22 protein-coding genes and 1 tRNA gene are annotated in these 23,787 nt (G+C 37.5%); 8 read left to right on the top strand and 15 right to left on the bottom strand.

Going from position 1 to position 23,787, the window contains the following annotated elements:
- Window positions 1-13: 13 nt before the first annotated feature.
- Complete coding sequence (locus NBH01_RS19865) at window positions 14-1,516, top strand: BACON domain-containing protein (protein ID WP_225679751.1); 1,503 nt, start codon at window positions 14-16, stop codon at window positions 1,514-1,516.
- A 181-nt stretch (window positions 1,517-1,697) separates the two neighbouring features.
- Here NBH01_RS19865 and NBH01_RS19860 read toward each other — a convergent pair whose 3' ends face one another.
- Window positions 1,698-3,116 (bottom strand): ATP-dependent DNA helicase, encoded by a 1,419-nt coding sequence (locus NBH01_RS19860; RefSeq protein WP_055216480.1) that lies wholly within the window; start codon window positions 3,114-3,116, stop codon window positions 1,698-1,700.
- 95 nt (window positions 3,117-3,211) lie between these two features.
- On the opposite strand from NBH01_RS19860, the gene NBH01_RS19855 reads away from it, so the two are divergent.
- Genes NBH01_RS19855 through NBH01_RS19845 form a run of 3 tightly spaced genes read left to right on the top strand, consistent with a single transcriptional unit; the run spans window position 3,212 to window position 5,192 of the window.
- The gene (locus NBH01_RS19855) at window positions 3,212-3,898 is read left to right on the top strand and encodes a hypothetical protein (RefSeq protein ID WP_008760896.1); all 687 of its coding nucleotides are present in this window, start codon (window positions 3,212-3,214) and stop codon (window positions 3,896-3,898) included.
- On the top strand, window positions 3,898-4,668 hold the full coding sequence (locus tag NBH01_RS19850; protein WP_225679749.1) for a DUF3822 family protein: 771 nt from the start codon (window positions 3,898-3,900) through the stop codon (window positions 4,666-4,668). The genes NBH01_RS19855 and NBH01_RS19850 overlap by 1 nt, the downstream gene beginning before the upstream one ends.
- Window positions 4,659-5,192 carry an RsmD family RNA methyltransferase gene (locus NBH01_RS19845; RefSeq protein ID WP_225679747.1) on the top strand — a complete coding sequence of 178 codons (534 nt, stop codon included), beginning with the start codon at window positions 4,659-4,661 and terminating at the stop codon, window positions 5,190-5,192. The genes NBH01_RS19850 and NBH01_RS19845 overlap by 10 nt, the downstream gene beginning before the upstream one ends.
- Window positions 5,193-5,233: 41 nt before the next feature.
- Here the strand turns inward: NBH01_RS19845 and cls are convergent, their stop codons facing one another.
- From cls to NBH01_RS19830, 3 genes are all read right to left on the bottom strand, one after another.
- Window positions 5,234-6,673: a cardiolipin synthase gene (gene cls, locus NBH01_RS19840; protein WP_008764220.1), complete on the bottom strand. Its 1,440-nt coding sequence runs from the start codon at window positions 6,671-6,673 to the stop codon at window positions 5,234-5,236.
- 142 nt (window positions 6,674-6,815) lie between these two features.
- Window positions 6,816-9,746 carry a TonB-dependent receptor gene (locus tag NBH01_RS19835; protein WP_225679745.1) on the bottom strand — a complete coding sequence of 977 codons (2,931 nt, stop codon included), beginning with the start codon at window positions 9,744-9,746 and terminating at the stop codon, window positions 6,816-6,818.
- Between the two features lie 80 nt (window positions 9,747-9,826).
- Window positions 9,827-10,231 carry a hypothetical protein gene (locus NBH01_RS19830; protein ID WP_008764219.1) on the bottom strand — a complete coding sequence of 135 codons (405 nt, stop codon included), beginning with the start codon at window positions 10,229-10,231 and terminating at the stop codon, window positions 9,827-9,829.
- 80 nt (window positions 10,232-10,311) lie between these two features.
- On the opposite strand from NBH01_RS19830, the gene aroB reads away from it, so the two are divergent.
- Window positions 10,312-11,373: a 3-dehydroquinate synthase gene (aroB, locus tag NBH01_RS19825; RefSeq protein ID WP_008760891.1), complete on the top strand. Its 1,062-nt coding sequence runs from the start codon at window positions 10,312-10,314 to the stop codon at window positions 11,371-11,373.
- Between the two features lie 123 nt (window positions 11,374-11,496).
- Here the strand turns inward: aroB and NBH01_RS19820 are convergent, their stop codons facing one another.
- Window positions 11,497-12,360: a helix-turn-helix domain-containing protein gene (locus NBH01_RS19820; protein WP_008760890.1), complete on the bottom strand. Its 864-nt coding sequence runs from the start codon at window positions 12,358-12,360 to the stop codon at window positions 11,497-11,499.
- Window positions 12,361-12,655: 295 nt separating this feature from the next.
- Here NBH01_RS19820 and NBH01_RS19815 point away from each other — a divergent pair.
- Window positions 12,656-12,729: transfer RNA gene (locus tag NBH01_RS19815), tRNA-Pro, on the top strand.
- Between the two features lie 113 nt (window positions 12,730-12,842).
- Here the strand turns inward: NBH01_RS19815 and NBH01_RS19810 are convergent.
- The 9 genes from NBH01_RS19810 to NBH01_RS19770 all read right to left on the bottom strand — a co-directional run bounded on the left by NBH01_RS19810 (window position 12,843) and on the right by NBH01_RS19770 (window position 20,529).
- On the bottom strand, window positions 12,843-13,526 hold the full coding sequence (locus tag NBH01_RS19810) for a hypothetical protein (RefSeq protein ID WP_055278642.1): 684 nt from the start codon (window positions 13,524-13,526) through the stop codon (window positions 12,843-12,845).
- Window positions 13,527-13,528: 2 nt separating this feature from the next.
- A complete protein-coding gene (locus tag NBH01_RS19805) occupies window positions 13,529-13,999 on the bottom strand; it encodes a hypothetical protein (protein WP_055278643.1) in 471 nt (156 codons plus the stop codon).
- A 7-nt stretch (window positions 14,000-14,006) separates the two neighbouring features.
- A complete protein-coding gene (locus NBH01_RS19800; protein WP_055278644.1) occupies window positions 14,007-14,291 on the bottom strand; it encodes a hypothetical protein in 285 nt (94 codons plus the stop codon).
- Between the two features lie 34 nt (window positions 14,292-14,325).
- Complete coding sequence (locus NBH01_RS19795; RefSeq protein WP_055278645.1) at window positions 14,326-15,474, bottom strand: hypothetical protein; 1,149 nt, start codon at window positions 15,472-15,474, stop codon at window positions 14,326-14,328.
- A gap of 53 nt (window positions 15,475-15,527) precedes the next feature.
- A complete protein-coding gene (locus NBH01_RS19790) occupies window positions 15,528-16,520 on the bottom strand; it encodes a PGN_0703 family putative restriction endonuclease (RefSeq protein ID WP_055278646.1) in 993 nt (330 codons plus the stop codon).
- Between the two features lie 550 nt (window positions 16,521-17,070).
- Window positions 17,071-18,072 (bottom strand): PriCT-2 domain-containing protein, encoded by a 1,002-nt coding sequence (locus NBH01_RS19785; protein ID WP_055278647.1) that lies wholly within the window; start codon window positions 18,070-18,072, stop codon window positions 17,071-17,073.
- A gap of 54 nt (window positions 18,073-18,126) precedes the next feature.
- Window positions 18,127-18,501: a DUF6291 domain-containing protein gene (locus NBH01_RS19780; protein WP_143919454.1), complete on the bottom strand. Its 375-nt coding sequence runs from the start codon at window positions 18,499-18,501 to the stop codon at window positions 18,127-18,129.
- Window position 18,502: 1 nt separating this feature from the next.
- Window positions 18,503-18,859, bottom strand: a complete 357-nt coding sequence (locus tag NBH01_RS19775) for a helix-turn-helix transcriptional regulator (RefSeq protein WP_070099494.1) — start codon at window positions 18,857-18,859, stop codon at window positions 18,503-18,505.
- Between the two features lie 392 nt (window positions 18,860-19,251).
- The gene (locus NBH01_RS19770) at window positions 19,252-20,529 is read right to left on the bottom strand and encodes a site-specific integrase (protein WP_055278650.1); all 1,278 of its coding nucleotides are present in this window, start codon (window positions 20,527-20,529) and stop codon (window positions 19,252-19,254) included.
- Between the two features lie 515 nt (window positions 20,530-21,044).
- Here NBH01_RS19770 and NBH01_RS19765 point away from each other — a divergent pair.
- The gene (locus tag NBH01_RS19765) at window positions 21,045-22,265 is read left to right on the top strand and encodes an S-adenosylmethionine:tRNA ribosyltransferase-isomerase (RefSeq protein ID WP_008760889.1); all 1,221 of its coding nucleotides are present in this window, start codon (window positions 21,045-21,047) and stop codon (window positions 22,263-22,265) included.
- Between the two features lie 20 nt (window positions 22,266-22,285).
- Window positions 22,286-22,828 carry an NUDIX hydrolase gene (locus NBH01_RS19760; protein ID WP_008760888.1) on the top strand — a complete coding sequence of 181 codons (543 nt, stop codon included), beginning with the start codon at window positions 22,286-22,288 and terminating at the stop codon, window positions 22,826-22,828.
- Here NBH01_RS19760 and NBH01_RS19755 read toward each other — a convergent pair.
- Window positions 22,806-23,348, bottom strand: coding sequence for a glutathione peroxidase (locus NBH01_RS19755; RefSeq protein WP_016269479.1), 543 nt, complete (start codon window positions 23,346-23,348; stop codon window positions 22,806-22,808). The genes NBH01_RS19760 and NBH01_RS19755 overlap by 23 nt on opposite strands.
- Window positions 23,349-23,787: the final 439 nt, after the last annotated feature.

Below are 23,787 nucleotides of genomic sequence, written 5' to 3'. Positions count from 1 at the left end.
GAAAAAAGATAAAATGAATTTAAAAAATAAACTAATGATTGCACTGTCGGCAACTCTCATGTTGTGGAGCTGTTCCGATGATGACGAATCGACAAACAGTGATATCGCTACTATCTCATTGTCGACCGATATAATTCAAGTGGATAAAAATGGAGGTGATGCAACAGTTACTGTTACAAGTACTGGTGATTGGCGATTATCAGGTGTGTGCGATTGGGCATATCCATCGATAACTTCAGGAAAAAGCGGTGATGTGGTGACTTTCACCATCAATGCCAGTAAAGTAGATGAAAAGCGCACTGCTACTTTCAAATTCTTCACTGGTTCTTCAGTTGCACCATTACAAATAGAATGTGAAGCCGGTTACATGATGAATTTACTCTCCGATGCCAATCCTTCCATATCAAGAGAGAAAAATATGGTAAAAATAGAGCTTAATACTAACATAGCTGATCCCACCATCACTTTAAGTGATGGTGGCGAAGAGTGGTTGACATTTGATAAACGAATTGATTTTGGTGGAAAATCAATATTCTCCTTTACAAGCTCCAAAAATGAGACGTATAAAAATCGTTCTACTACGATCACCTTTTCCAGTCCGCTTACCGCAGAACCTGTTAACGTTAAGCTGACCCAGGAACAGACAGATGCCATTATTTCAGAGACAAACTCGTTAATGTATGATCTTGCAGCACGCACTATTTCATTCAAGGTGAAATATAATGTTGATTACACAATCACTATTCCACAAGGAGACAAATGGATTACCAATCAATTGATTTCCGAACCTCAAATCGGTGATGATGGTTTATCAACAATCACTCTGAGCTACAACCTTAGTAATGCATCGATTACACGCGGGGGAATAATCCGAATCGCTAAAACAAAAGGCTCATTAACCAATGATGTTTCCATTATCCAAAAAGATCCGGACGCCGAACTATCAGAAATTCCTGATAATACTCTCCGTTCGCTTTGTGTATCCAATGGATGGGTTCTAGCAATTTCTGATTCCAAATGTGTTATTCTTGAAGCCGGACTAGAAGCCACTTCATTAACTAACACTTCATATTCCAATGAAATTAATGACTTTACCGGAATAGAGAATTTCCCCAACTTAACCACATTGAACCTTGGATATTGCTCTAACATGAAAAAGTTCGATATTTCAGGATTGCATAAAGTATCATCATTGGAATTCAGTTCTACTCGTCAATGTGAAGAATTCAATTTGGGAGATAATCCAATTACAAGTTTCGACGCTGGTGGTTTTTATTCATATTCGTACGCAGAAAGTCTTAAAATAAGTGGTAGTAAAATTGAAGCAATTAATTTGTCGATATATTCATGGTATGAAAGTTCTGATAAAGTAACATCTATTGATGTTTCAGAATGTCCGTCGCTAAAGACCTTAAATGCTAAACGCAGCAACAAGATTACAACACTTTATTTGAAAACTGGTCAATCAATTCCGGAGCTGACTAAGAATACTACAACTACAATTGTTTATAAATAATAAACAAACAGTTTACAGGAAGATATTTTAGTACAATCCCCCTTATTATTCTCCTTGCTTTCTATAAATCAGGAGTGATAATAAGGGGATTTTCTTGAAAGAAATACCTTTTAGTGAACCATTACAGTGAACTTATTTATTCGATAATGTAAAATCCTCATTAATATAAGTCATCAATCTTTTATAAAATTTGTTCTTTGGGATAATTCACCAAATACAATGTCTTCGTGGCGCGAGTAAATGCCGTGTACAACCAGCGAAAATAATCCGGAGTCAAATATTCATCCGTCATATATCCCTGATCAAGAAAAACATTCTGCCATTGTCCGCCTTGTGCTTTATGACAAGTTACCGCATAAGCATATTTCACCTGCAACGCATTGTAGTGTGGATCTGCTTTCATCTTTTTCATACGGTCCCGCTTGTTAGATATATCTGCGTAATCTTCAAGTATGGTATAAAATAATCTGTCATTATCTACTTTCGGCAATGCGGGAGAATCAGAGTGAAGGGTATCCAGCAGCAGATTGGCATCCAGTTCAAAATCATTCTGGTCAGGAAACCTGAGAGTCACTTCCGCAAAGCGAAAACCATACATCTCACGCGTCTTACGGACACGACGCACGACTGCAATCTCTCCATTGGCAATGAAGTCCATTTCCTTATATTGCTCTGTCCAATAATAATTATTTTTAGCTATCATCAACATATCTCCCGTATTCAGTTCATCTTCCCGCCAAAGGATCTGTGCACGTATTCCGTTATTATATAGGTTCGCGCGTTTATTAGAACGACAGATCACAATCGTCTCATCCATGCCGTCATGATCATAACAACTGGTGATGGCATCAATCAATTCCGTACCCGGTACCATCTTTATATCCGGAAAACCTGTTATTTTTATTTTAGGTAAGGAATAGCAATTATCTTCCGCTATCAGCTGACGCAATTGTGTTGCGTTCCACAAAATACCGGATTCCTGTATCTGACGAACCACTTGCGTCAAGTCAACTTCCCTCACTTCCAAGGTATATCCTTTCAATGCATCTGCAAAAAGTGCCGGACTCAACTCCTCACCTACCGGAGGAAGCTGCGCAGTATCTCCCATCAACAAAAGACGGCACCCCTGACCGGAATAAACAAACTGTATCAAGTCGTCCAACAATCTTCCCGTCCCAAACATACTGCCCGACAATCCTTCATTGGAAATCATTGAAGCTTCGTCGACTATAAACAAAGTATTCGTAGCAAGATTGTCATTTATTGAAAAATTACTGGTTTCATTAGAAAACGACTGCTGCCGATATATTTTCTTATGAATTGTAAAAGCCGGGTGACCGGCATATGATGAAAAAACTTTTGCAGCACGACCGGTAGGAGCCAGTAAAACAGCCTTTTGCTGTAACTGATCCATCGTCTTTACCAATGCCCCGACCAAAGATGTTTTACCAGTACCAGCATAGCCTCTGAGGATAAATACTTCATCCGCCAGTGTGGAAAGCAGAAACTCTGAAAGAGATTTTACAGCTATTTCCTGCTCAAAAGTTGGTTGATAAGGAAAATTTTCCTTAATTTGCCTTTCTAAATAGTTATTTATCATTTTTGTACGAGAAAAAAGTTCCCGGAACTATCGTATTTAAATTTATTTATTCTATTTTTGCGATGCGAATATAACAACTAAAAACATAATTTATCATGAAAACAGTATTTAATATTGTATTAGTACTCTGTGCTGCTGCATTAATCTACATTTGCTATAGCAGTATTATGGGTCCTATCAATTTTGAAAAAGCGAAAAAGGAAAGAGAGCAGGCTGTCATTGCCCGTTTGATCGACATCCGTAAAGCACAACAGGAATACCGTTCGCTTCATCACGGAATGTACACAGAACATTTTGACACACTGATTGATTTCGTTAAAAATCAAAAATTACCTTTCGTTATGAAAGTTGGTCAGCTGACAGACGACCAATTGGAAAGCGGCTTGACTGAGAAGAAAGCAATGGCAATCATCAACAAAGCTAAAAAGACAGGCAAGTATGATGAAGTTAAGAAAAACGGACTTGAAAACTTTAAGCGTGACACCATGTGGGTAGCTGTAATGGACACCATCTATCCAAAAGGTTTCAATGCAGATTCAATGAAGTACATTCCTTACGGAAACGGCGCTATCTTTGAAATGAATGTTAAAAACGACACAGCTAAATCAGGTGCTCCTGTATACTTGTTTGAAGTGAAAGCTCCATATGAAACTTATTTGGGCGGACTTGACAGACAAGAAATTATCAATTTGAAAGACCTTAATGAAAAACTGGGCAGATACTCAGGTTTGATGGTAGGTTCTATTGACAATCCTAACAATGGTGCTGGTAACTGGGAATAATGATTGATTTTACAAAATCAAAACAATATACTTTATCCATCCGTCTTAGTACGGATGGATTTTCTTTTTCTATCTACAATCCGATTAACGACAATTCGCAGTCGCTGTTCGAAAAAGAGGTAGACACCTCTCTGTCTCTGACAGCCAATCTTAAAAACGTTTTCCACGAATCGGACTTTTTAAGCTACTCCTACAAACGAGTGAACATCATGATAGCGAGCAAACGCTTTACCATGATACCATTAGAACTGTTTGAGGAAGAGCAGGCAGAACTTTTATTCTATCACAATCATCAGAAACGGGAGAATGAAATAGTGATATACAATATTCTGAAAAAGAATAATGTAGTCGTAATCTTCGGCATAGACAAAAGCACTTATACATTCTTAAATGAACAATATCCCGAAGCCCGCTTCTACTCTCAGTCTACCCCGCTCATCGAGTATTTTTCTATCAAAAGCAGACTGGGGAATAGTAAGAAAATGTATGCTTCAGTGCGCAAAGATGCCATTGACATCTACTGTTTCGAACGGGGCCAGCTACTTTTGGCCAACTCTTTCGAGTGCATGCAAACCGAAGATCGTATCTATTATCTATTATATGTCTGGAAGCAACTAGAATTTAATCAGGAACGTGATGAACTACATCTGACAGGCACTCTGTCGGACAAAGAGACATTGATGAACGAACTGAAAAAATTCATTCTACAGGTATTCATTATGAATCCTGCCAACAATATTGACATGCAAGCCTTATTAACATGCGAGTAATCAGCGGTATTTATAAACGAAGAAGATTTGATGTACCACGTACATTCAAAGCACGCCCTACAACAGATTTCGCCAAGGAGAATCTGTTCAATGTACTTAATAATTATATCGATTTTGAAGAAGGAATAACTGCACTTGACTTATTTGCAGGCACGGGCAGTATCAGTATCGAATTGGTATCCCGAGGATGTGATCGTGTGATCAGTATCGAGAAAGATCCTGCTCATCACTCGTTTATCTGCAAAATAATGAAAGAAGTACAAACTGACAAATGTCTGCCTATCCGTGGCGATGTATTTAAGTTTATCAACAGCGGACGAGAGCAGTTTGATTTTATCTTTGCCGACCCTCCTTACGCTTTAAAGGAGCTGGAATCAATACCGGAGCTGATATTCAAAAACAACCTGCTCAAAGAAGGAGGTTTGTTTGTATTGGAGCATGGTAAGCAAAATAACTTTGAGGATCATCCGCATTTCATAGAAAGAAGAGTCTATGGAAGTGTTAACTTCTCGCTTTTCAGATAAAATATAAGATAAAAGTATAGCAGATAAGGAAATCATCCTTTTTAAAGCAGCGGAGCCAACAAACGAACGACAGACTCTGCTGCCCTCCTCCTCCACGAACGTTTCACCCAGTTTTTCAGAAAGATCTGTGTACTTTCCCGCTGATCCTGAAGGAATATCTCCTTCATTTCAAGAGCCGTTTCCACATCATACATAAAGGCATTTACTTCAAAATTATGTTCAAAACTACGAAAGTCGACATTGGTAGACCCTACTGTAGAGAGCATATCATCAGAAACCATCAGTTTGGAGTGCAGAAACCCTTTCTTATAAAAATAGACTTTGACACCTGCCTGCATCACATCTGCCAGGTAAGAATGCGATCCCAAATGAGTGATTCGGTTGTCGGCACGTTCCGGCAACATTAAACGCACATCTACTCCCGCCAGTGCGGCTGTCTGCATAGCGGCAAGTACTTGCTCTGTCGGTAAGAAATAAGGAGTTTGCATATAGAAATACTTCTTCGCTCCATTGATCGCCATAGTCAGTCCCTGCATGATTTCTTTCCAGGGACCGATAGGTTCGCTGGTAACCACCTGCACTAATGAACTTCCACAAGATTCTATCTTTGGGAAATAACGTGAAGCTGTAATCAATGTACGGTCAACGAAATACCAGTCGAGCAAAAAGGCCGTTTGCAGACCATGCACAGCCTTTCCTTCTATCAGAATATGGGTGTCACGCCAAATCCCCCATGAGAAACCACGCATATAACGTTCTGCCAGATTCATACCTCCCACAAAACCGATACGTCCGTCTATCACGACTATTTTTCTGTGGTTACGATAATTGACCCTGCTTGTAAACAAAGGGAAGCGTACTTTCAAGAAGCTCCTGACTTCAATACCTGCATTACGCATTTCCTCGAAAAAGCGGTTAGGTACATGCCAGCACCCCACATCATCATAAATTACTCTTACTTCAACCCCCTGAGATGCTTTTTCGATTAGTACATCCCTTACCAGACGTCCTATAGCATCATCTTCAAAGATATAGTATTCTATATGAATGTGTTGTTTCGCCTTTTGGAGCTCACGAAGCAATGATTGCAATTTGGTATAGCCTTCCGTATACACAGCAATACGGTTTCCCTCAAATGGGAAAGCTTGATTGGTATGCTGGAAAAGTTGGATAAGGCGGGCATATTCTTCAGGTACATCCGAACAGTCTTGCGCCATGTATTCCGCCATAGGTTTCTTTAGGAGGCGGTCATAACTTTTTTGACCGATGATACGTTCCCGACGTTGACTCCGACCAAAGAAGAAATAAAAAACAAGACCGACAATTGGGAGGAAAAGTAATATGAGTATCCATGCCATAGTCTTCACCGGATTCCGGTTATCAAGAATGATAACGACAATCGTACTGATAATGGCTCCAAAATAAACGATATCAAAAGCAACCGTAGCTATCTGGCTAACTAGTATGTTCCAGTCAATCATAGGATACTCCTTTTTATATGGATACTAAACAACAAATATAAAGCAAATTATCGGATAAACAAAAAAGTCCCGATAGCAAGTCATGTTAGTCATGTTCATTGCCATCGGGACTTTCCCGTTTTTATTCAGAGCTAGTCACGATTTAGAAACGCATAGGTCTGCCACCGCCGCCATAATTGCCACGAGGACCACGAGGACCACCGCCGTCAAAACCGCCCTGACGCATATTGCCACGAGCTTCTTTATTACCGAAGACATTCAAACGATAAGTAAAGCGCAGCATACAGTAACTGTTGATACCATTATATTCAGAGACAGAGCGCATATCAGCATTCATTACACGACTGATATTAGTTTGTTGTTTTAGAATGTCATATATTTCAAAACTAACTGTAGCGGCTTTACCTTTCAAGAAATTCTGAGCAATCTGTGCATTCCAGATAACCTCATTCCGATTCATACTTGCATCACGATATCCACGGCGTGCATTATTCGTTATATTGGTAGATATTGACATATTCCAAGGCAAAAAGATATTAGTGCTCGCACCATAACCAAAGGTATAAGGCTCCTGATTTGCATCAGGGTTTAGTTTATTTTTCTCAAAGTTATACTTAATCGCCCCATTCACCGTAAATTCAAACCAATCATTCCGGAAAGTTCCATTTAGTCTTTCCTCCAAAGTCAGCGTAGTACTTGTGTTCTTATCATTCATATGCGTACTTCTATCATAAAGATAGGCTACTTTATTAGAGTAAGTACCAGTAGAGAATGTATTAATAGTAAAACGCCTGTCTCTTAGAGCTGTATTATAGCCAAGCATACCTGAAGCATTCCAGTTACCATTAATATTTTCCGGTTTCACAATGACCCCTCCCGTCTCTTCTATATAAGTAGTAGAATTGGTGATACTATTTTGTGTTGAATTAAAATTAGCATGTACTACTATGCCCTGTTGTTTATCCGCGTTATAAGTATTATAAAACAAGCGGACTGAATGAGAGAAAGAAGGTTTCAAACCAGGATTACCCATCCGAATATTCAATGGATTAGAATTATCCGTAATATCCAGCAAGTTTTCCATACTTGGTTGACTAGCACGCCCTCTATACGTGAAGCGTAACTGAGTTACTTTAGAGAATCTGTAACGAAAATCAACATTTGGAGAAAAATTAAAAACTGATCTTTTTACTACTGTATCTATTTCTTCTTTGCGATATGCCAATCTTGTATTCTGCGGTTGCAAAGATGCACCAATATTCAACTGGTATTTTTCACGAATAAAACGCAAACCAGCATTTATCTCATGGTTGTAATAATCATATTTGGCATTTTTACTCAAACTATCAACAAAATTCTCTTTATATCTCTCAGGCAAATTATCTCCCAACTCCCAAAGCCAATCTTGTTCCTTTTCATCTTCAGGAATCAAACTATATGTACTCTTATCACTCTCACTGTGTTTATATTGAAACCTATAACTTAACTGCAAAAAAGTTGCACGAGCAATCGGTTCACTATATGTCAATTGAGCTGTATAATCATAATTCTTCGTCGGACTGGTTATATACTGTTTACGGATATCATTCTTATCTTTATCATAATAATATGTCTGATAATCAGTAAATTGTTCACTATCATTATCACCATAGCCAAATGTTCCACGAAAAGTAATATTACGTCCTTGGTTATTTAACTTCCTGTTTACTTGTAAAGAAGCATTTGCTGACAAACTATTACTTTCAGACAAAGACTGATTATTACTGGTATTTATGCGACCTTGCAGAGGATCTTCATCCGGATGTTCTTCCAGCCATTTCAGATTCAAGTAATCATTAGGATTTGTTGCAAAATTAAATGGATCCTGATTAAAAGTTCCGGATTCGGAAACAGAAGCCCCATTTGATTTACCATAAGAGACATTCGGATGAAAAATGATATTCGTTAATGTATCCGGTTTCCATTCCAATCGGAAATCAGCATTAAAGTTCGTATTCTTATTACGGTTTTTGCTGTTCGAATTAGAGAATGAACTTCCTCCTCCACCTTTCAGAAAACGTTCTGAATAGTTCATCGAAGTAGCATCTCTGTCGCTATAATTATAGCGTGCGCTACCTCCCAATTCCAGTTTATCCGTCTGAGTAGCAAAATTCGCACCCAGCATTTTAGTAGCGGTCAGACCATTATTAGTCCGGAAACGACCGCCGCCACCTCCACCGGAGAATCCCTGGTCATTTACATTATTGGCAGAACCAATCAATGAGAACTGGCTATTTTCGACAAACCGATTCAGCATCAGATTGCTAGCATAACGGTCTTCAGTACCGGCAGCAGCACTTGCATTACCAAACCATCCTTGATTCATACCTTTCTTCACCTTCAGATCGAGTACGGTTTCTTCTTCTCCGTCATCTATTCCGGTGATACGTGCCAAGTCAGATTTCTTATCATATGTTTTGAGCTTATCGATCATATTGACAGGCAGATTCTTCAATCCGGTTTTCACATCACCACCAAAAAACTCTTTGCCATCCACCATGATTTTCTTGACTTCTTTTCCGTTGATCTTCACGTTTCCGTCGTCATCAATTTCAGCACCCGGAAGTTTTTTCACAAGTTCTTCGAGCATGGAGCCTTCGGGAGTACGATAGGCGGTAGAGTTATATTCCAGTGTGTCTTCCCTCACCGTTACCTGCGGAGCTTCCGCCGTAATCACAGCCTCGCTCAGCATCACTGCATCAGGGTCCAGAGAGATTGTCCCCATTTTCTTTTCAGTCACATTGTTGGATAATTGTACAGGAACGAATTTCGTACGGAAACCGATGTAAGAAACCTTCAACAAATATTTCCCCGCTTTCACTTTAGGGAGCGTAAACCAACCCTTATTACTACTTGCTATACCGGCTGCATAAGCGCTATCCGGCAACGATAACAATTGAATAGTTGCTTGTGCAGCTGGCTCTTTAGAGTCAGATTCGACAACACGCCCCGAAACGGTAATCACCTTATTCTGTGCAAAAATAGAGAAGGTGCATAACAGTGTAAGCACCCACCAAACTGATAATCTTTTCATTTACCTTAATTACGATTAGTAGAGTAATAACAATGTCTTTTTGACAAATAGAATCGTAAAAGGTTTAATTTAATAGAAAATTATCTTTTGAAGAATCGATCAACAAGCGCTTTTTTAAGACCAAACTCCAAACAAAGCACATTAAAGATTAAAAAGGTGAGAAAAGAAGAAGTGTCCACATTGATCACATCTCCTTGCAGAACACGCCACAACATACCACCGAAAACAAACAGAAAAGTCAGAAAGACTGCATTCCGGACTGCCGCATTACGAATCTGTTCCGTCTCGCGGCTTTCATTCTTGCTTAAGGCAAAGATGATCAGCAAGCATCCTGCCATCATCAACAGCTTCGTACATTCCTTATAAAATAGCAGGTTATGGTCGGTTATCAACCCTTGCATTAGCAAAATCGGAAGAAGAAACAAAGCTACTAACAACACCACATATCCCAAAGGACGGCAAAATACAGGAAACAATGCTTTCATAATTGAACGTTTTAACGAGACAAAAGTAAGTAAAAAAAGATATTTTATATACATTTGCACCAAGAAAAAGCAAAAGAATCATGAGTAAACAAGAAGTCATTCTCTGCGAAAGCTTGGAAACAAGCCTCGGTCGTGCCATTGAAAGGTGTCCGCATGACAAGTTATTCATCCTCACAGACGAACATACCCAGCGTCTTTGTCTGCCCTCATTGAAAGAGGTATCGTTTCTGAAAGACGCAGTCGAAATCTGTATCGGAGCCGAAGATGTGCATAAGACACTGGAGACTCTGGCCTCCGTATGGATGGCACTGAGTCAGCAAGGGGCTACACGTCACTCATTGCTCATCAACCTTGGTGGGGGCATGGTAACAGATTTGGGAGGCTTTGCCGCCGCTACCTTCAAACGGGGGATTTCTTATATCAATATACCCACTACACTGTTGGCTATGGTCGACGCATCCGTCGGCGGTAAGACAGGTATCAACTTCAACGGACTGAAAAACGAGATAGGCTCGTTTGCTCCGGCAGACAGTGTGCTGATTGAAACTGAATTCCTGCGCAGCCTCGATGCACAGAATTTCTTCTCCGGTTATGCTGAAATGTTAAAGCACGGATTAATCAGCAATACCGCACACTGGGTCGAATTACTGGATTTCAATACCAATAACATTGATTATGCATATCTCAAAAATATGGTGGGACGATCGGTACAGGTGAAGGAAGACATTGTGGAGCAAGACCCCTTCGAGCGTGGCATCCGTAAAGCACTGAACCTGGGACATACAGCAGGACATGCCTTCGAAAGTCTGGCATTGGCTGAGAATCGCCCCGTGCTGCATGGCTATGCCGTAGCATGGGGAATCGTATGCGAGCTTTACCTGTCACACCTCAAAGTCGGCTTTCCGAAAGACAAGATGCGACAGACCATCCAATTCATCAAAGAGAATTATGGTTCATTCGCATTCGACTGTAAGCAGTACGAACAACTCTACGCATTTATGCAACATGATAAGAAAAATACCTCAGGAACGGTCAATTTTACTTTACTGAAAGAGATCGGAGATATTTGCATCAACCAGACAGCTGATAAAGACACAATTTTTGAAATGCTTGACTTCTATCGCGAATGTATGGGAGTCTGATCTTGAAACTTATTATAATAATGAAGGAGAATGGGATTCCCTAAAAGGTTTCCCATTTCTTCTTTCCCTTTCCCATTCTCCTCTCCCCACATATGCCTTTATTCCCCACAGGCATCTTCAATATTATCCTAAGTTACTCATCCGGTATTGGGACAATGACATTCCGGTATGTTTCCTGAAGAAACGTCCCAAAGACGACTGATTGGCAAAATTTGTTTTCACGGCAATTTCCTGAATATTCATATTCGTATTCTTCAGCAAAGCCTTTATTTCGAGTACGATGTATTCTACAATCCAGTCTTTGGCAGATTTGCCGCTCACTTCCTTGATCACCATCGTCAGGTATTTGGATGTGATACACAACTTATCAGCATAGAAAGCAACATCCTTATTCTCTTTGAAGTGCTTCATTATCAACCCAAAGAATTTATTAGCCAGTTCCTCTTTACGAGTATCTTTTCGGGTAGTCATCAGAGATGCCTCCTTTTCATAAGCATTAAACAATTCCAAATATAAGTATCTTAATAAATGAATAATCAGCTCACGCCTGTATATATCATTAGACGTCACTTTATCCTTTACCATTCCAAAGAAATTCATCAACCGCCGGGTATCATTTTCGGTCTGAGGATACCAATAATGGGTCCTCATATAGAAAAAGAAATGCGGTGAAAAGCGAGGCACACCGCTCAGCGCATCGCTGAACATTGTAGGCGACACCACCAACGTAGTAGTCAGAAAATCATCACTGGCCTCGGTGAACGAAACGAATTGTCCCGGCAACAGAATAATCAATTCCTGCGGCTGTATCCAATGCGAATCATCATATACATTAAGCTTGGCCTTTCCGCTGAAGCAATACACGACCAAAGCAGACTGAATATTAGAAGGATAAACGCTTAGGGGAAGATACTTCAAATTCTGAAAATACTTAAAATCATCACCTAAGACATAAGCTTCTAACGTTTCTCTATTTTTATTATACACATTTACCCCCTCATTAAATAAAACTAAATACAAAAATATACTATCCTAAACTACTCTCATGTCTCGTATGCCGATATGGTTTCATTTTAAAGAAGTTACGCACTATCTATTCACTTAATTTCATAAACAAAACCCTGTTATGTTAGTTTGCAACCACCTATATTATTTAGAATTATTATGGACTAAAGGACTTTTTATTCCGCAAACGGAAACTTATCCTAAAATCAGCTAATGGAAAAAAACAGGCTATTTATTTGCTATTTAAAAATAAAGCACTACTTTTGCAACCGCAATTCGGGATGTAGCTCAGCCCGGTAGAGTACGCGTCTGGGGGGCGTGTGGTCGCAAGTTCGAATCTTGTCATCCCGACTACTGGAAATCAGCCATTTACAACTAAGTAAGTGGCTGATTTATTTTTTAGTGGAACACATTTGGAACACAAACTACAAATAAAAGTAGCATGATTAGACATTAATTCAGTTTTATAAGTCTTTCAATTGTCTATCAAAAACAGAACTATCAAAATCAAAAGAATAGAAATCACCTTTCTTAGACTTAATATCCTTGATTATATGTTCTACACTTTTTGTTATATCTTTAACAGGAACATAATGCAACCATTTAATTAATTCTTCTATTCCAGGTTCTGTCAAAGAAACTTTCTTTTTCATATTATGTGAAATAAATGCAAACAAATCCTTATAATAAAATACAGTTACTTCGGTAGAACTTTTCCTAACAAAGAATGTGATACTGCCATCTACTATTGCTACAGCTTCACAGTTCTTCTGTTTAAAATCATTTATCTGAAACATCTCTAACCAATCTTTAGAAGAATGATTGACATTCCAAAACAAAGTAGGAATAATTACATGCTCTGATTCATTTAACTGGACTATGGTGACCATAGGATCAGAGGTTATGATATCTTTCTTTGTGAGTTTGGATAGAATTGCGCCATTGTCTGCACAATATTGAGACTTAAGTTCCAGAATAGTCTCTTGAGGAAGTTTATTAGCTCCCTTAGTTAGTGGTTCTATATGAGAAACATACACGGGATAATTATCCTTATTCCAAGATTGGAATACAGGAAGACTCTTTTGAGCCTTAGCAGTAAATGCTATCGCACTACATATAATACTTAAAAATATGCTCTTGAAATACATAATTATAACTTATTTGTTGTGGAATCAATTTTATGAATACCCTTCCGAATCACTCTTTGAAAGTCCTTTTTTAAGCAACGAATCAATTGAATACGCAAACGGAAACGCCTACGATAGTTTATTTCATAGAGCCATACATGCCCTTTCTCGAAACACTCCGGAACATTCCTTTCCAAATACTCAAATTCATCGTTACTTAAATATTGTCCATAACGTAAGTAAACGACCATATAAACATCAACATACCCATAAACAGGCATTTCTTCATGTAGCCATTTAACAAACTTCTCATAAAAATCCCTATCGGTTTCATTCTCTTGCACAAATTCATAAACCAATGGAATTGAATATCGTGCAAGATAGTTTATCTCATCAGGGTTGAAAATTGTTCCGCCTTTCATTCGTGGTGCAGACGGAACTTTCAAACTTTCCAAAAACTTTCTAAACGGTGTATCAATCTTGGTAACAATCATATGATTATTAATTTGGTTTACTTAAGAACAGCCAATAAAAAAGAGCAACGATTGCTACAACAACAGAATTTCCCCATTCTAATTTCTTCAAAAACACATTCCATTCTGATTTGAAAAACTTATCAGCTTGCGAAACTGCAAACTTATGGGCTAATTTTACAACAATTGGAAATACAATCAAAGGCAATAGAAACAAAAGTCCATATTTTACATCTGTCGCCCATGCACTAACATCGGCAATGATATAAACAATATAATTCAATACTAATAAGAAGTTACATATAAATTTCATAATATCAATATTAATCGGTTAATATTCAACATATTTATTTAGTTTGTTTTGGCATAATCTCGCCTGCATCAGCAACTACCCATCGCTTATTTGTAGAATCCCATTCCATAGACCTATATCCTGTTTCTTTTGTTTCTACATTTACGTATTTTACACTCAATGCATTATCCCGAAGTACAATATCTTCTATCAGACCTTTCTCGTTAGGATTAGGGTAATGTTGTATGGAATACAGTTTCCCTATAAACTTTTCTTTCAAGTATTCTATATGATTCTCTAAAATATAAGTTGTATAAGCAAACGCAGAGCCATCCTTCATTGATATTCCTGATATAAACTTGTCTTCATTCAGCCGTGTGAGAAAAAGTTCTCCGCTTTTACTTTCCATCAAAAAGATGGGAGATTCGCAATCATTACTTCCACCAAATTCTATGTCATTTTTAATCAAAATATCATTTTGTACAGATGGGGTTAAAAATGTTTTCCCTGAAACAAGTGATTCATAATAATAGGTTTCTCTTTTACCCAAACCATGTGTACTTTCACTTTTTGTAATAAGCTTTATTTGTGGGTCTTCTTCAAGAAGTTTCAAGGCTTCATCAAGAGTTAATATTTTCTTAATAAGATAAGAATCTCCTACCAAAGAAACATGTTCGTTTACTACAACATTATCAGGAGCGTATGCATTATATAAAACCATTGTATAAGGTTTCCGGTTTTTATCGTCCTTCTCATAACAGGACCAATTAGCATTATCCCCTCTCATATCATCAATAACCTTTACATTAGAAGATTGAGGTTCGACAGATTTAATGATTGGATGATACAAGTAAGTTGCTATTTGATTAATAGAAAAGTCCAGTTCTTTTTTCTTGTACTGAATGCAACCCTTTATCGGAGTAGGAAGATCGACAAGCTGACGTTTCAAAGCGTAACGGTTTCCATAAGGAGCAAAAGCCTCGTCCGAGATACAGAAAATTCGTTGATTGATAAATTTGTGGTAAGATTTATAGTCTAAAGAATCATTAAACCTCCCTCGATGTGATTCTCGTATATAAAGGTCTTGAGATACATCATAAACATCTTTTTTTTCTGGTTTTGGAGTTGAATTTTCTATTTTTAGTTGTGCAAAACAATAATTACAAGACAACGCAAATAACATACCTAAAATAATAGTTTTCATGTTTTTTTATCTTTAAATTGAACAAACACTTTTATTAGAATTACTTATACGTTTTACAAATACCTATCCGTTAGATAATTGCAATAAGATTCATTGCCATTATAAAATTCTTTTAACAGTTTCGCTATCACTTCTTGATAGGTTATATGACTAAACTTTATATTGTCCTTTTTAGCAATTTCTGCAAACTGCTCTATCTCTTTTCTATGCTTACTTCCCTCTTTCCCTATTACATCGTACCAAAGATATAAGAGATGAAAATTGCGTTTGAGTATCAAATTCCTTTTACCTTCTACAAAATGATGCTTTTGAACAAGATTTGCATTATATTCGTCACTGTTCTTTTTCAGTCCCAATATGTGTTTTATTAATTGTGCCGCATCTAAATACTGAAACTTAGTATCATCAGGAGAAATTTCTTTTGCTAATTCATACAGATTAGGCAATCCGTTCCAAAAAGAGAGATTTTCAACATACTTTTGTTTTAATCCTTTATGTTTTCTACTACTATATGGCTCTGTAAATTTAGACTCAATACCAATAGTAGACAGTGGAGTATAAATCACAACATCAATATTAGGTGAATGTGGAAATTGAGATTTATCTTCACTTATTTCAAACTGCTCTTCAAATTTAATTTCGTAATTGAGTGGAGAGGGAATTATGGGAATTTTTTCAGGAGAAACAGAACCGACATTCTTAATCAGATAGCCTACCTTAGTAGTTCTTGAAGTTAATTTGCATACATTTAGAATCGGGCAAACATCTTTTCCCTGCCAATATTGGAACAGATTAACCACAATCGCAGAAGATGAATGAAGTGCTTTCATTTTTGCCAATCGTGTTTTAGAGTCTTTTGTTTCGTTCCCGTCACCCGAATTATAAGAATCTAAATTCTCCTTAGACAACGGCTCAAACAAATTATCTGCTAAACTATACAAATAGTTTTTCTCTCCTTTGTTGGGAATTGTACCTCCTAGTAAATTGAAGTTTTTTCTTTTTGCCCAACTCTGTTGTTTCGATTTAATAAAATCTAATCCATTCATAGTAATTAGTAAAGTTGCGCCATTCGACTCCTTTAATGACAGGATTAGACAAAAAGAAAGTGTGGAGCCATTCGTTTATTGTGTAGGAGGTTCTGACAAAACCCAAAAGCAAATAAACAATACTCCACACCTGTTTAGTATATGTCTTTTGAACATACGCTACCCAAGTGATGAATGTCATTGCTTACCCCTGCTTTTTTGAAACTGTCAGATTTCCTACACAGGATAAAAGCGAAACACTTTCACTATTACATTTGCCACTATTTGTGACTTTGCAAAGATAGTAAAATACTTAAAACACTCTGATTAAGGAGTATTGTTTTCTTTGCTTTGGGTTATATTATTAATACGATAATAAAAATTAGAAAAGAGAAGAAGAAAAACACTTTTTCACTCTTCTCTTTTCTAATTTTTATTATCTAAAGTCCGTTAAATATTGATTATAAACAATTTAATTGAATTACTTTATTAATTTGCAAGTTTACCCCCTTTAGTTCATTATCATTATTTAACTATTAAAAGACATTATGGAGATTGTAACTCATCACTATTACCTATATTTTACTCCATGACATTCACATAAATAGAAAAATGTTCCAATTTTAATTCCTCCCTCATTTCTTTGATATTTCAGACATTTATTATATTGATAGTCACACTCACCTTCATCGTACCCATAATATCCTTTATACATACGACTAACCAAATGAAACCAATATCGTCCATTTTCTCCATACTCAGACGCTAATGCACATCCTACCTTAAACCAATCTTTATATCTAGAAGTAATATCAATTCCATTTTCCACAATAAACGAGACAGCTTTTTCAATGCGGTCACGGGTTTCATTCCTTTCCGTTACCGGTCTTATCATATCATTTGCCCACTTATCTATTTCCAGCATATGTGTAAATGGCATGGGATTTGGATTATAATAAGGCTCTGCGTCATAACTTCCTACTCGCAAACTAACAGGGCTCTTTACACCTTTGTCTACTTGTAAATGAAACACCTTATTAAGAAACAATTCAAGAGCCGCAAAATGCTGTTTATGAAATTCCGGGTGTGATATTCTAAAAATCAGAAATATTCCGTCTCCACCAATTGACACTCCGGCATAATATAAACTATTAAAGTATTCTCCCAATATAGCTTTACATTCCGGCAAATCAACCATTCGATTATCTTTAGAATCAATATCAATACATAATAAGTTAGTATGTTTAATAAGGGCAGACTCTCGCCTTTGATTGAATGTGCCACTTGGCGTGACACATTCAATACTTTCTTTTATCTTTTTCCTTATTTTTTCATCGGTATTAGTCCTATACAACTCGACCTTTTCTTTAAATTTACGAGTATGCAAAAAACTACTTAGCTTCACTTCCCTAATTGGTTCTTTACTATAAAAGTTTTCAAATAAAGATACTATTGGTTCTTCAAAAGGAGAAGTAAAGATTATGCAACTTTCCTCTTTCTTTTTATTTTTATTTTTTTTCTTTTCCTTATTAGAATTGTCATTCTTATTAAGGACGTTTTTCATGATATCCATATGATTAATTATTAATGGATTAAATGTGTTTTCTATTCTAAAACGGAACAAGATTTATTCTAAATAGAGCGTATTTTCATCATTATCTTCAAAGCTATCGTCTATAATTGAGGAACTTTTTTTTCTTGGTAATTGTACCTCTTCATTAAGCTTATCCTCAAAATCAGATGTCTTTTTTTGTCTCTTACTCTTAACTCTTCGATTGTAATTTCGAATAGTCGCATCAATATTAGGCTTAGCCATTTTCAAGATAATCGCTACTTGTGGTGGCAAATCTTGTATTTCTTCTTGAGTTAGAGCATATTTTGCAATCGCTTCATACGCTAACAACCTGTTTTTCTTACTTAACAGTTCTATCGCATCAAAATATGAGCGATAAAAAACAAAAGTTTCTCTCTCCATGTTTTCTTTACTAATCATTGTTTTCATGTTAATCATTTTTTCTTGGTTTAAAATTAATTTCTTTCTTCTCTCGTTTTTTAAAAGATTCTTCAAGAGTTTCAATGCAATTAGATTCTAACCATTGATTGATTTCCTCCCGTTTAAAGAAAATTCTCCGTCCGCCATGCGCTGGCTTATGAAAAGGAATTTTCCGCTCACAAGTAAGCTTATAAATAGTAGCTCGTTTATAACCTGTCAACTCTGAAACCTCTTGAATAGTCAGCATTTCAGTTTGAACGTTCTTCGATAATGTTGCTTCTTTAAGTGCACTTTCAATGATAGCCTTTATTTGACTAACTGTTAAATGCACAACCAACAAGTCATTGCAAATAAATTCGTTTTTCATAATCATTTTTTTTCGCTATAATTAGAATTCTAAAACAGCAATTTAACTCAACTATTTAACGAATCCATTCAACAAAAAGTTCAGCAAGACTATAATGCTAATATTCAGGTAATTACAAATAAATTAAAAAGAAAATCATGTACATAACAAAGCATATCCTTTTATACACCTTTTTTTAAGAGAAACATCACATATTTCAGATTGTTTCGTTGGATGTTTTTAAGAGGAATTATCAAGTAACTTATATTCATCCGTTCTTTAAGAATCGGAATAAAGCCATAAACATTTTGATTTAAAATAAGTCTTTTCTCTAAAAGCCTATTTTATATTTTAGTTTAAATTCTACTTAGGTTTAATAAACTACGAATACCCACAGAAATGCTATCTCAAAATTACACGTCATATAAAACCTTTGCAGCCTCATCTATTACAGTTGTATCAAAGCTATCTAAATAAGTATTGGTAGTTTTCATATCTGCATGTCCCAACATTTGGGAAATTTGTTCACGGGAAACATCATTGCGTTGCAACATCATCGCCATAGTATGCCGACTTACATATGTTGTCAATTTCATATCAGTTATTTGCAGTTCCTTTGCTAACTCTGCCAAATAATCATTATATTTTTTATACCTGTAACGGATGTGATTATATAGTTTTTCTCCTGTATATCCACTTATAGAAACTATTGGTACAATAAAATCATCCACTGTAGGGCTATTCTCTTTAAGGCTATCTAATAAACGCTCAATTTCTTTCGTTATTTTAATCTTAATAGGTTTCACCCCTTTTTGATGTTGTATTTTATGGCGTTTGTAGACAATATACTCTCCACCATTGAACTTTACAATATTGCTTCTTGTCAAATATGCCATATCAATAAATGATATTCCATAGCAATAATATGACAACAGAAATAGCTTGCGGGCGTACTCTCGTTGCGGCTTTTCCGATACGGTATTTTTTATTTTATTCAAATATTCTACAGGAAGATAACGCTTTTCTGTTTCTTCATCCAATTTTGCGATTTGAAAACCACCTTTACCAAAAGGATAAGTTTTTTCCGTTGCTTCCTTTTCTTGAATAGCCTTATTTAATATGCTGCGCAATGCTTTGAAATAATACTTTCTTGTATTTCCTTTGCATCCTCTTTTTTGAAGATAAATATCGAATCCATTTACAAACTTTATATCAATCTCTGAAAATACTTTCTTATCCAATTTGCTATCATAATGTTCAAGCATATTTAAAGTTGCAGCATAACAATTAGCATTGCCAACATGTCCCGTTTCACGTAAAATATTGATATGATCCTCCAAATAAGCTTTTATTTTCCCCTGCTTCGATTTATTCAAAAAAGCATCTGCAAATTGATTCAAAGTCCAATCTATGTGCTCTCTCCGAAAACTTTCTATTATTTCTTGCGCTTGCATCCTATAGCTATTCAGCAAATAATTATACTGTTTGCGTTGTTCGTTTTCTTCTTTCTGCTTTTTATCTCTCACATTCTTAAGAATACGGAAACATTCGTTTTCCTCATCCCAGTACTCATTATCCGCAAATATGTTTAAGGAAAAATACCTGCGTTGCCGTTCCTTACATATTCTCAAACGAACAGCATATAATCCTTGTGCATTAGCAACATCATTCCTTTTTATAAAACTTATCATGCTCAATATCTTTTATATCGTTATGAGGAGTATTAATACCTCTATATTCTCTAATACGATAAGAAGAAACTGAGATTCCTATTTTTCGTGCGTCATAAAACGGCAACAAACTGATAATCAAAGCTATATCCTTAAGGTTAAAAATATCTAAAGCATTTAGATAGAAAAGTTCAAGGTTTATCCTTTAATAATACCTCGACATTTAGACAAACGAATCGGTTCAGAAAACAATTTTATTCATTATCTTTGTACCCAAATTGAAATAACGTGTATATAGCTCTTTGTTTAGTGGAACACATTTGGAACACATGTAATCAAAATAAGTAAAACTCAATAAAAGATACTCTTTTGATTTACAGCTACATACACAATTAATATAAAGTAATATAACCAATAGATTATCATAAAAATACCTCTGGGGGGCGTGTGGTCGCAAGTTCGAATCTTGTCATCCCGACTACCGACAAAGCATTGATAATCGATGGGTTATTGATGCTTTTTTTATTGAAACGAGAATGAAAGAAGACCCGAAACATATTCACATCAGCGAATACAACTATCCACTACCGGATGAACGAATCGCCAAATTTCCTTTAGCAGTACGAGACCAGTCAAAACTGTTGGTATATCGCCACGGTGAAGTAAGCGAAGATGTCTTCACATCCTTGCCGGACTATCTTCCGAAAGGAAGCCTGATGGTATTCAACAACACGAAGGTGATTCAGGCACGCCTCCACTTCCGCAAAGAAACGGGGGCGCTGATCGAGGTCTTCTGTCTGGAACCGATTCAGCCCAACGATTATGTATTGAACTTCCAGCAGACGGAACACGCTGCCTGGCTCTGCATGATCGGTAACCTGAAGAAATGGAAAGACGGAGCACTGAAACGGGAGATGACGGTAAAAGGTTTCCCGATCACTCTGACCGCTACCCGTGGAGAATGCAGGGGCACCAGCCACTGGATTGATTTCTCCTGGGACAATCCGGAAGTAACCTTTGCCGATATCCTCGAAGTGTTCGGAGAACTGCCGATTCCCCCATATCTGAACCGGGATACGGAAGAGAGCGATAAAGAAACTTATCAGACCGTTTATTCCAAAATAAAAGGCTCGGTAGCCGCACCGACAGCCGGACTGCACTTCACTCCCCGTGTACTGGAAGCATTGCAGGAAAAAGGCATTGATCTGGAAGAACTGACACTTCATGTAGGCGCAGGAACCTTCAAGCCCGTGAAAAGCGAAGAGATAGAAGGACATGAGATGCATACGGAGTATATCTCCGTCAATCGGGCTACGATCAAAAAGCTGATCGATCATGACGGTTGCGCTGTTGCTGTAGGCACCACTTCGGTGCGTACGCTCGAAAGCCTGTATCACATCGGAGTAACATTGGCAGAAAATCCCGATGCTACGGAAGAAGAACTGCACGTCAAGCAATGGCAGCCATACGAAAAGTATGATCAGATTCCGCCTGTAGTCGCACTGCAAAAGATTTTAGGTTACCTCGACAGGAACGGGCTGGAAGCCCTTCACAGCAGTACGCAGATTATCATAGCTCCGGGATATCAGTATAAGATAGTGAAAGCGATGGTGACCAACTTTCACCAGCCGCAAAGTACGCTGTTACTTTTGGTTTCCGCCTTCGTGAAGGGAAACTGGCGCACAATTTATGATTATGCGCTGGCGCACGATTTCCGTTTTCTGAGCTATGGAGATTCTTCTCTGCTGATACCGTAAACCAAAAAATAAAAACAACTATGCCAAGCGATAATAATCAAGAAATGTTTCCCATCGTAGACGAACAGGGAAACATCACCGGAGCCGCCACACGCGGAGAATGCCATAGCGGAAGCAAGCTCCTTCATCCTGTCATCCATCTTCACGTTTTCAATTCGAAAGGAGATTTATATCTGCAGAAACGTCCGGAATGGAAAGACATCCAGCCCGGAAAATGGGACACAGCCGTTGGCGGACATATTGACCTGGGCGAAAGCGTAGAAATCGCACTCAAACGGGAAGTCCGCGAAGAACTAGGCATCACGGACTTTACTCCCGAACTGCTAACCAGCTATGTATTCGAATCGGATCGTGAGAAAGAACTTGTCTTTGTTCACAAAACTGTTTACGACGGTGAACTGCACCCCAGTGACGAACTGGACGGCGGACGATTCTGGACCATCGAAGAAATAGAAGAAAACCTCGGAAAAGGTATTTTCACCCCCAACTTCGAAGGGGAATTAAAGAAAGTATCCCTTATTCCGTCTCTTTTCCCTGCTCCTACTCCTGCTCTATCCAAGTAACGATTTTCTCCGAGAGCGGACTCTCTTTGGGGGCCACAAAGCCGACCCAGTTTCCGTTCTCGTCAATCATAAACTTCTGAAAATTCCACTGGACGGGCGCATCTTCTTTGCCGTTCAGTTTCTTTTCCGTCAGCCATTGGTAAAGTGGCGCCATGTTTTTGCCCTTGACGGAAATCTTGGCCATCATCGGAAAAGTAACGTCATACTTTAAGGAGCAGAACTGAGCGATCTCTTCATTGCTTCCCGGTTCCTGTCCCATAAAGTTGTTGGCAGGAAAGCCGATGATTACAAAATTCTTATCCTTATATTTATCATATAGCTCTTGCAGTTTGGCATACTGTGGCGTCAGTCCGCATTTGGAGGCTACATTTACTACCAGCACTTTCTTTCCTTTCAAAGAAGAAAGCGGAAATTCCTTACCATCAATCGTGGTCACATTGAAGTCGTAGAAAGACTTATTCTGCGCTTCCAGAGAGATTGCACATACCATTGTTATAACCATTAAGATGAATGACTTCATACTGAATATATATTTAGTTTGTTATATAATAAACGAGGTTATGCAAAGAAATGTTCTGCCGTAGCATGAGATTGCTTGTTTCTTCGTATCCATGCCGAATGGCTCAACAACGATTCAGTTATAAGCTAAATTGTCAGTCCATATAAATCAAGCATCAGTATCATATGGGGCAAGCGTTGGTTTCCTCGGAGGAAACGCCAGTTCCCTTTAAAAGGAACGGTCGTCTCCATTATAAGGAACGACCGTTCCCTCACCGGGAAACGACAGTTTCCATTACAAGAAATGACAGGAAACTATAAGTCATTGAGATCTAACCATGTACTTCCCTAATAATGGTTGACTTGTTTATCTCTAATAGCTGCTATGTGTTGACTAGAAATATTACTAACCCTGGCAGCTGTTTACTTTATTATTTATTATTCCTGCCTCCGGTTTACTT

Source organism: Bacteroides sp. B1-V-101 (assembly GCF_023656585.1).
GTDB classification, from domain to species: Bacteria; Bacteroidota; Bacteroidia; order Bacteroidales; family Bacteroidaceae; genus Bacteroides; species Bacteroides thetaiotaomicron.
Note: the sequence above shows the minus strand (reverse complement) of the source record. Positions and strands in the feature narration are given on the sequence as shown.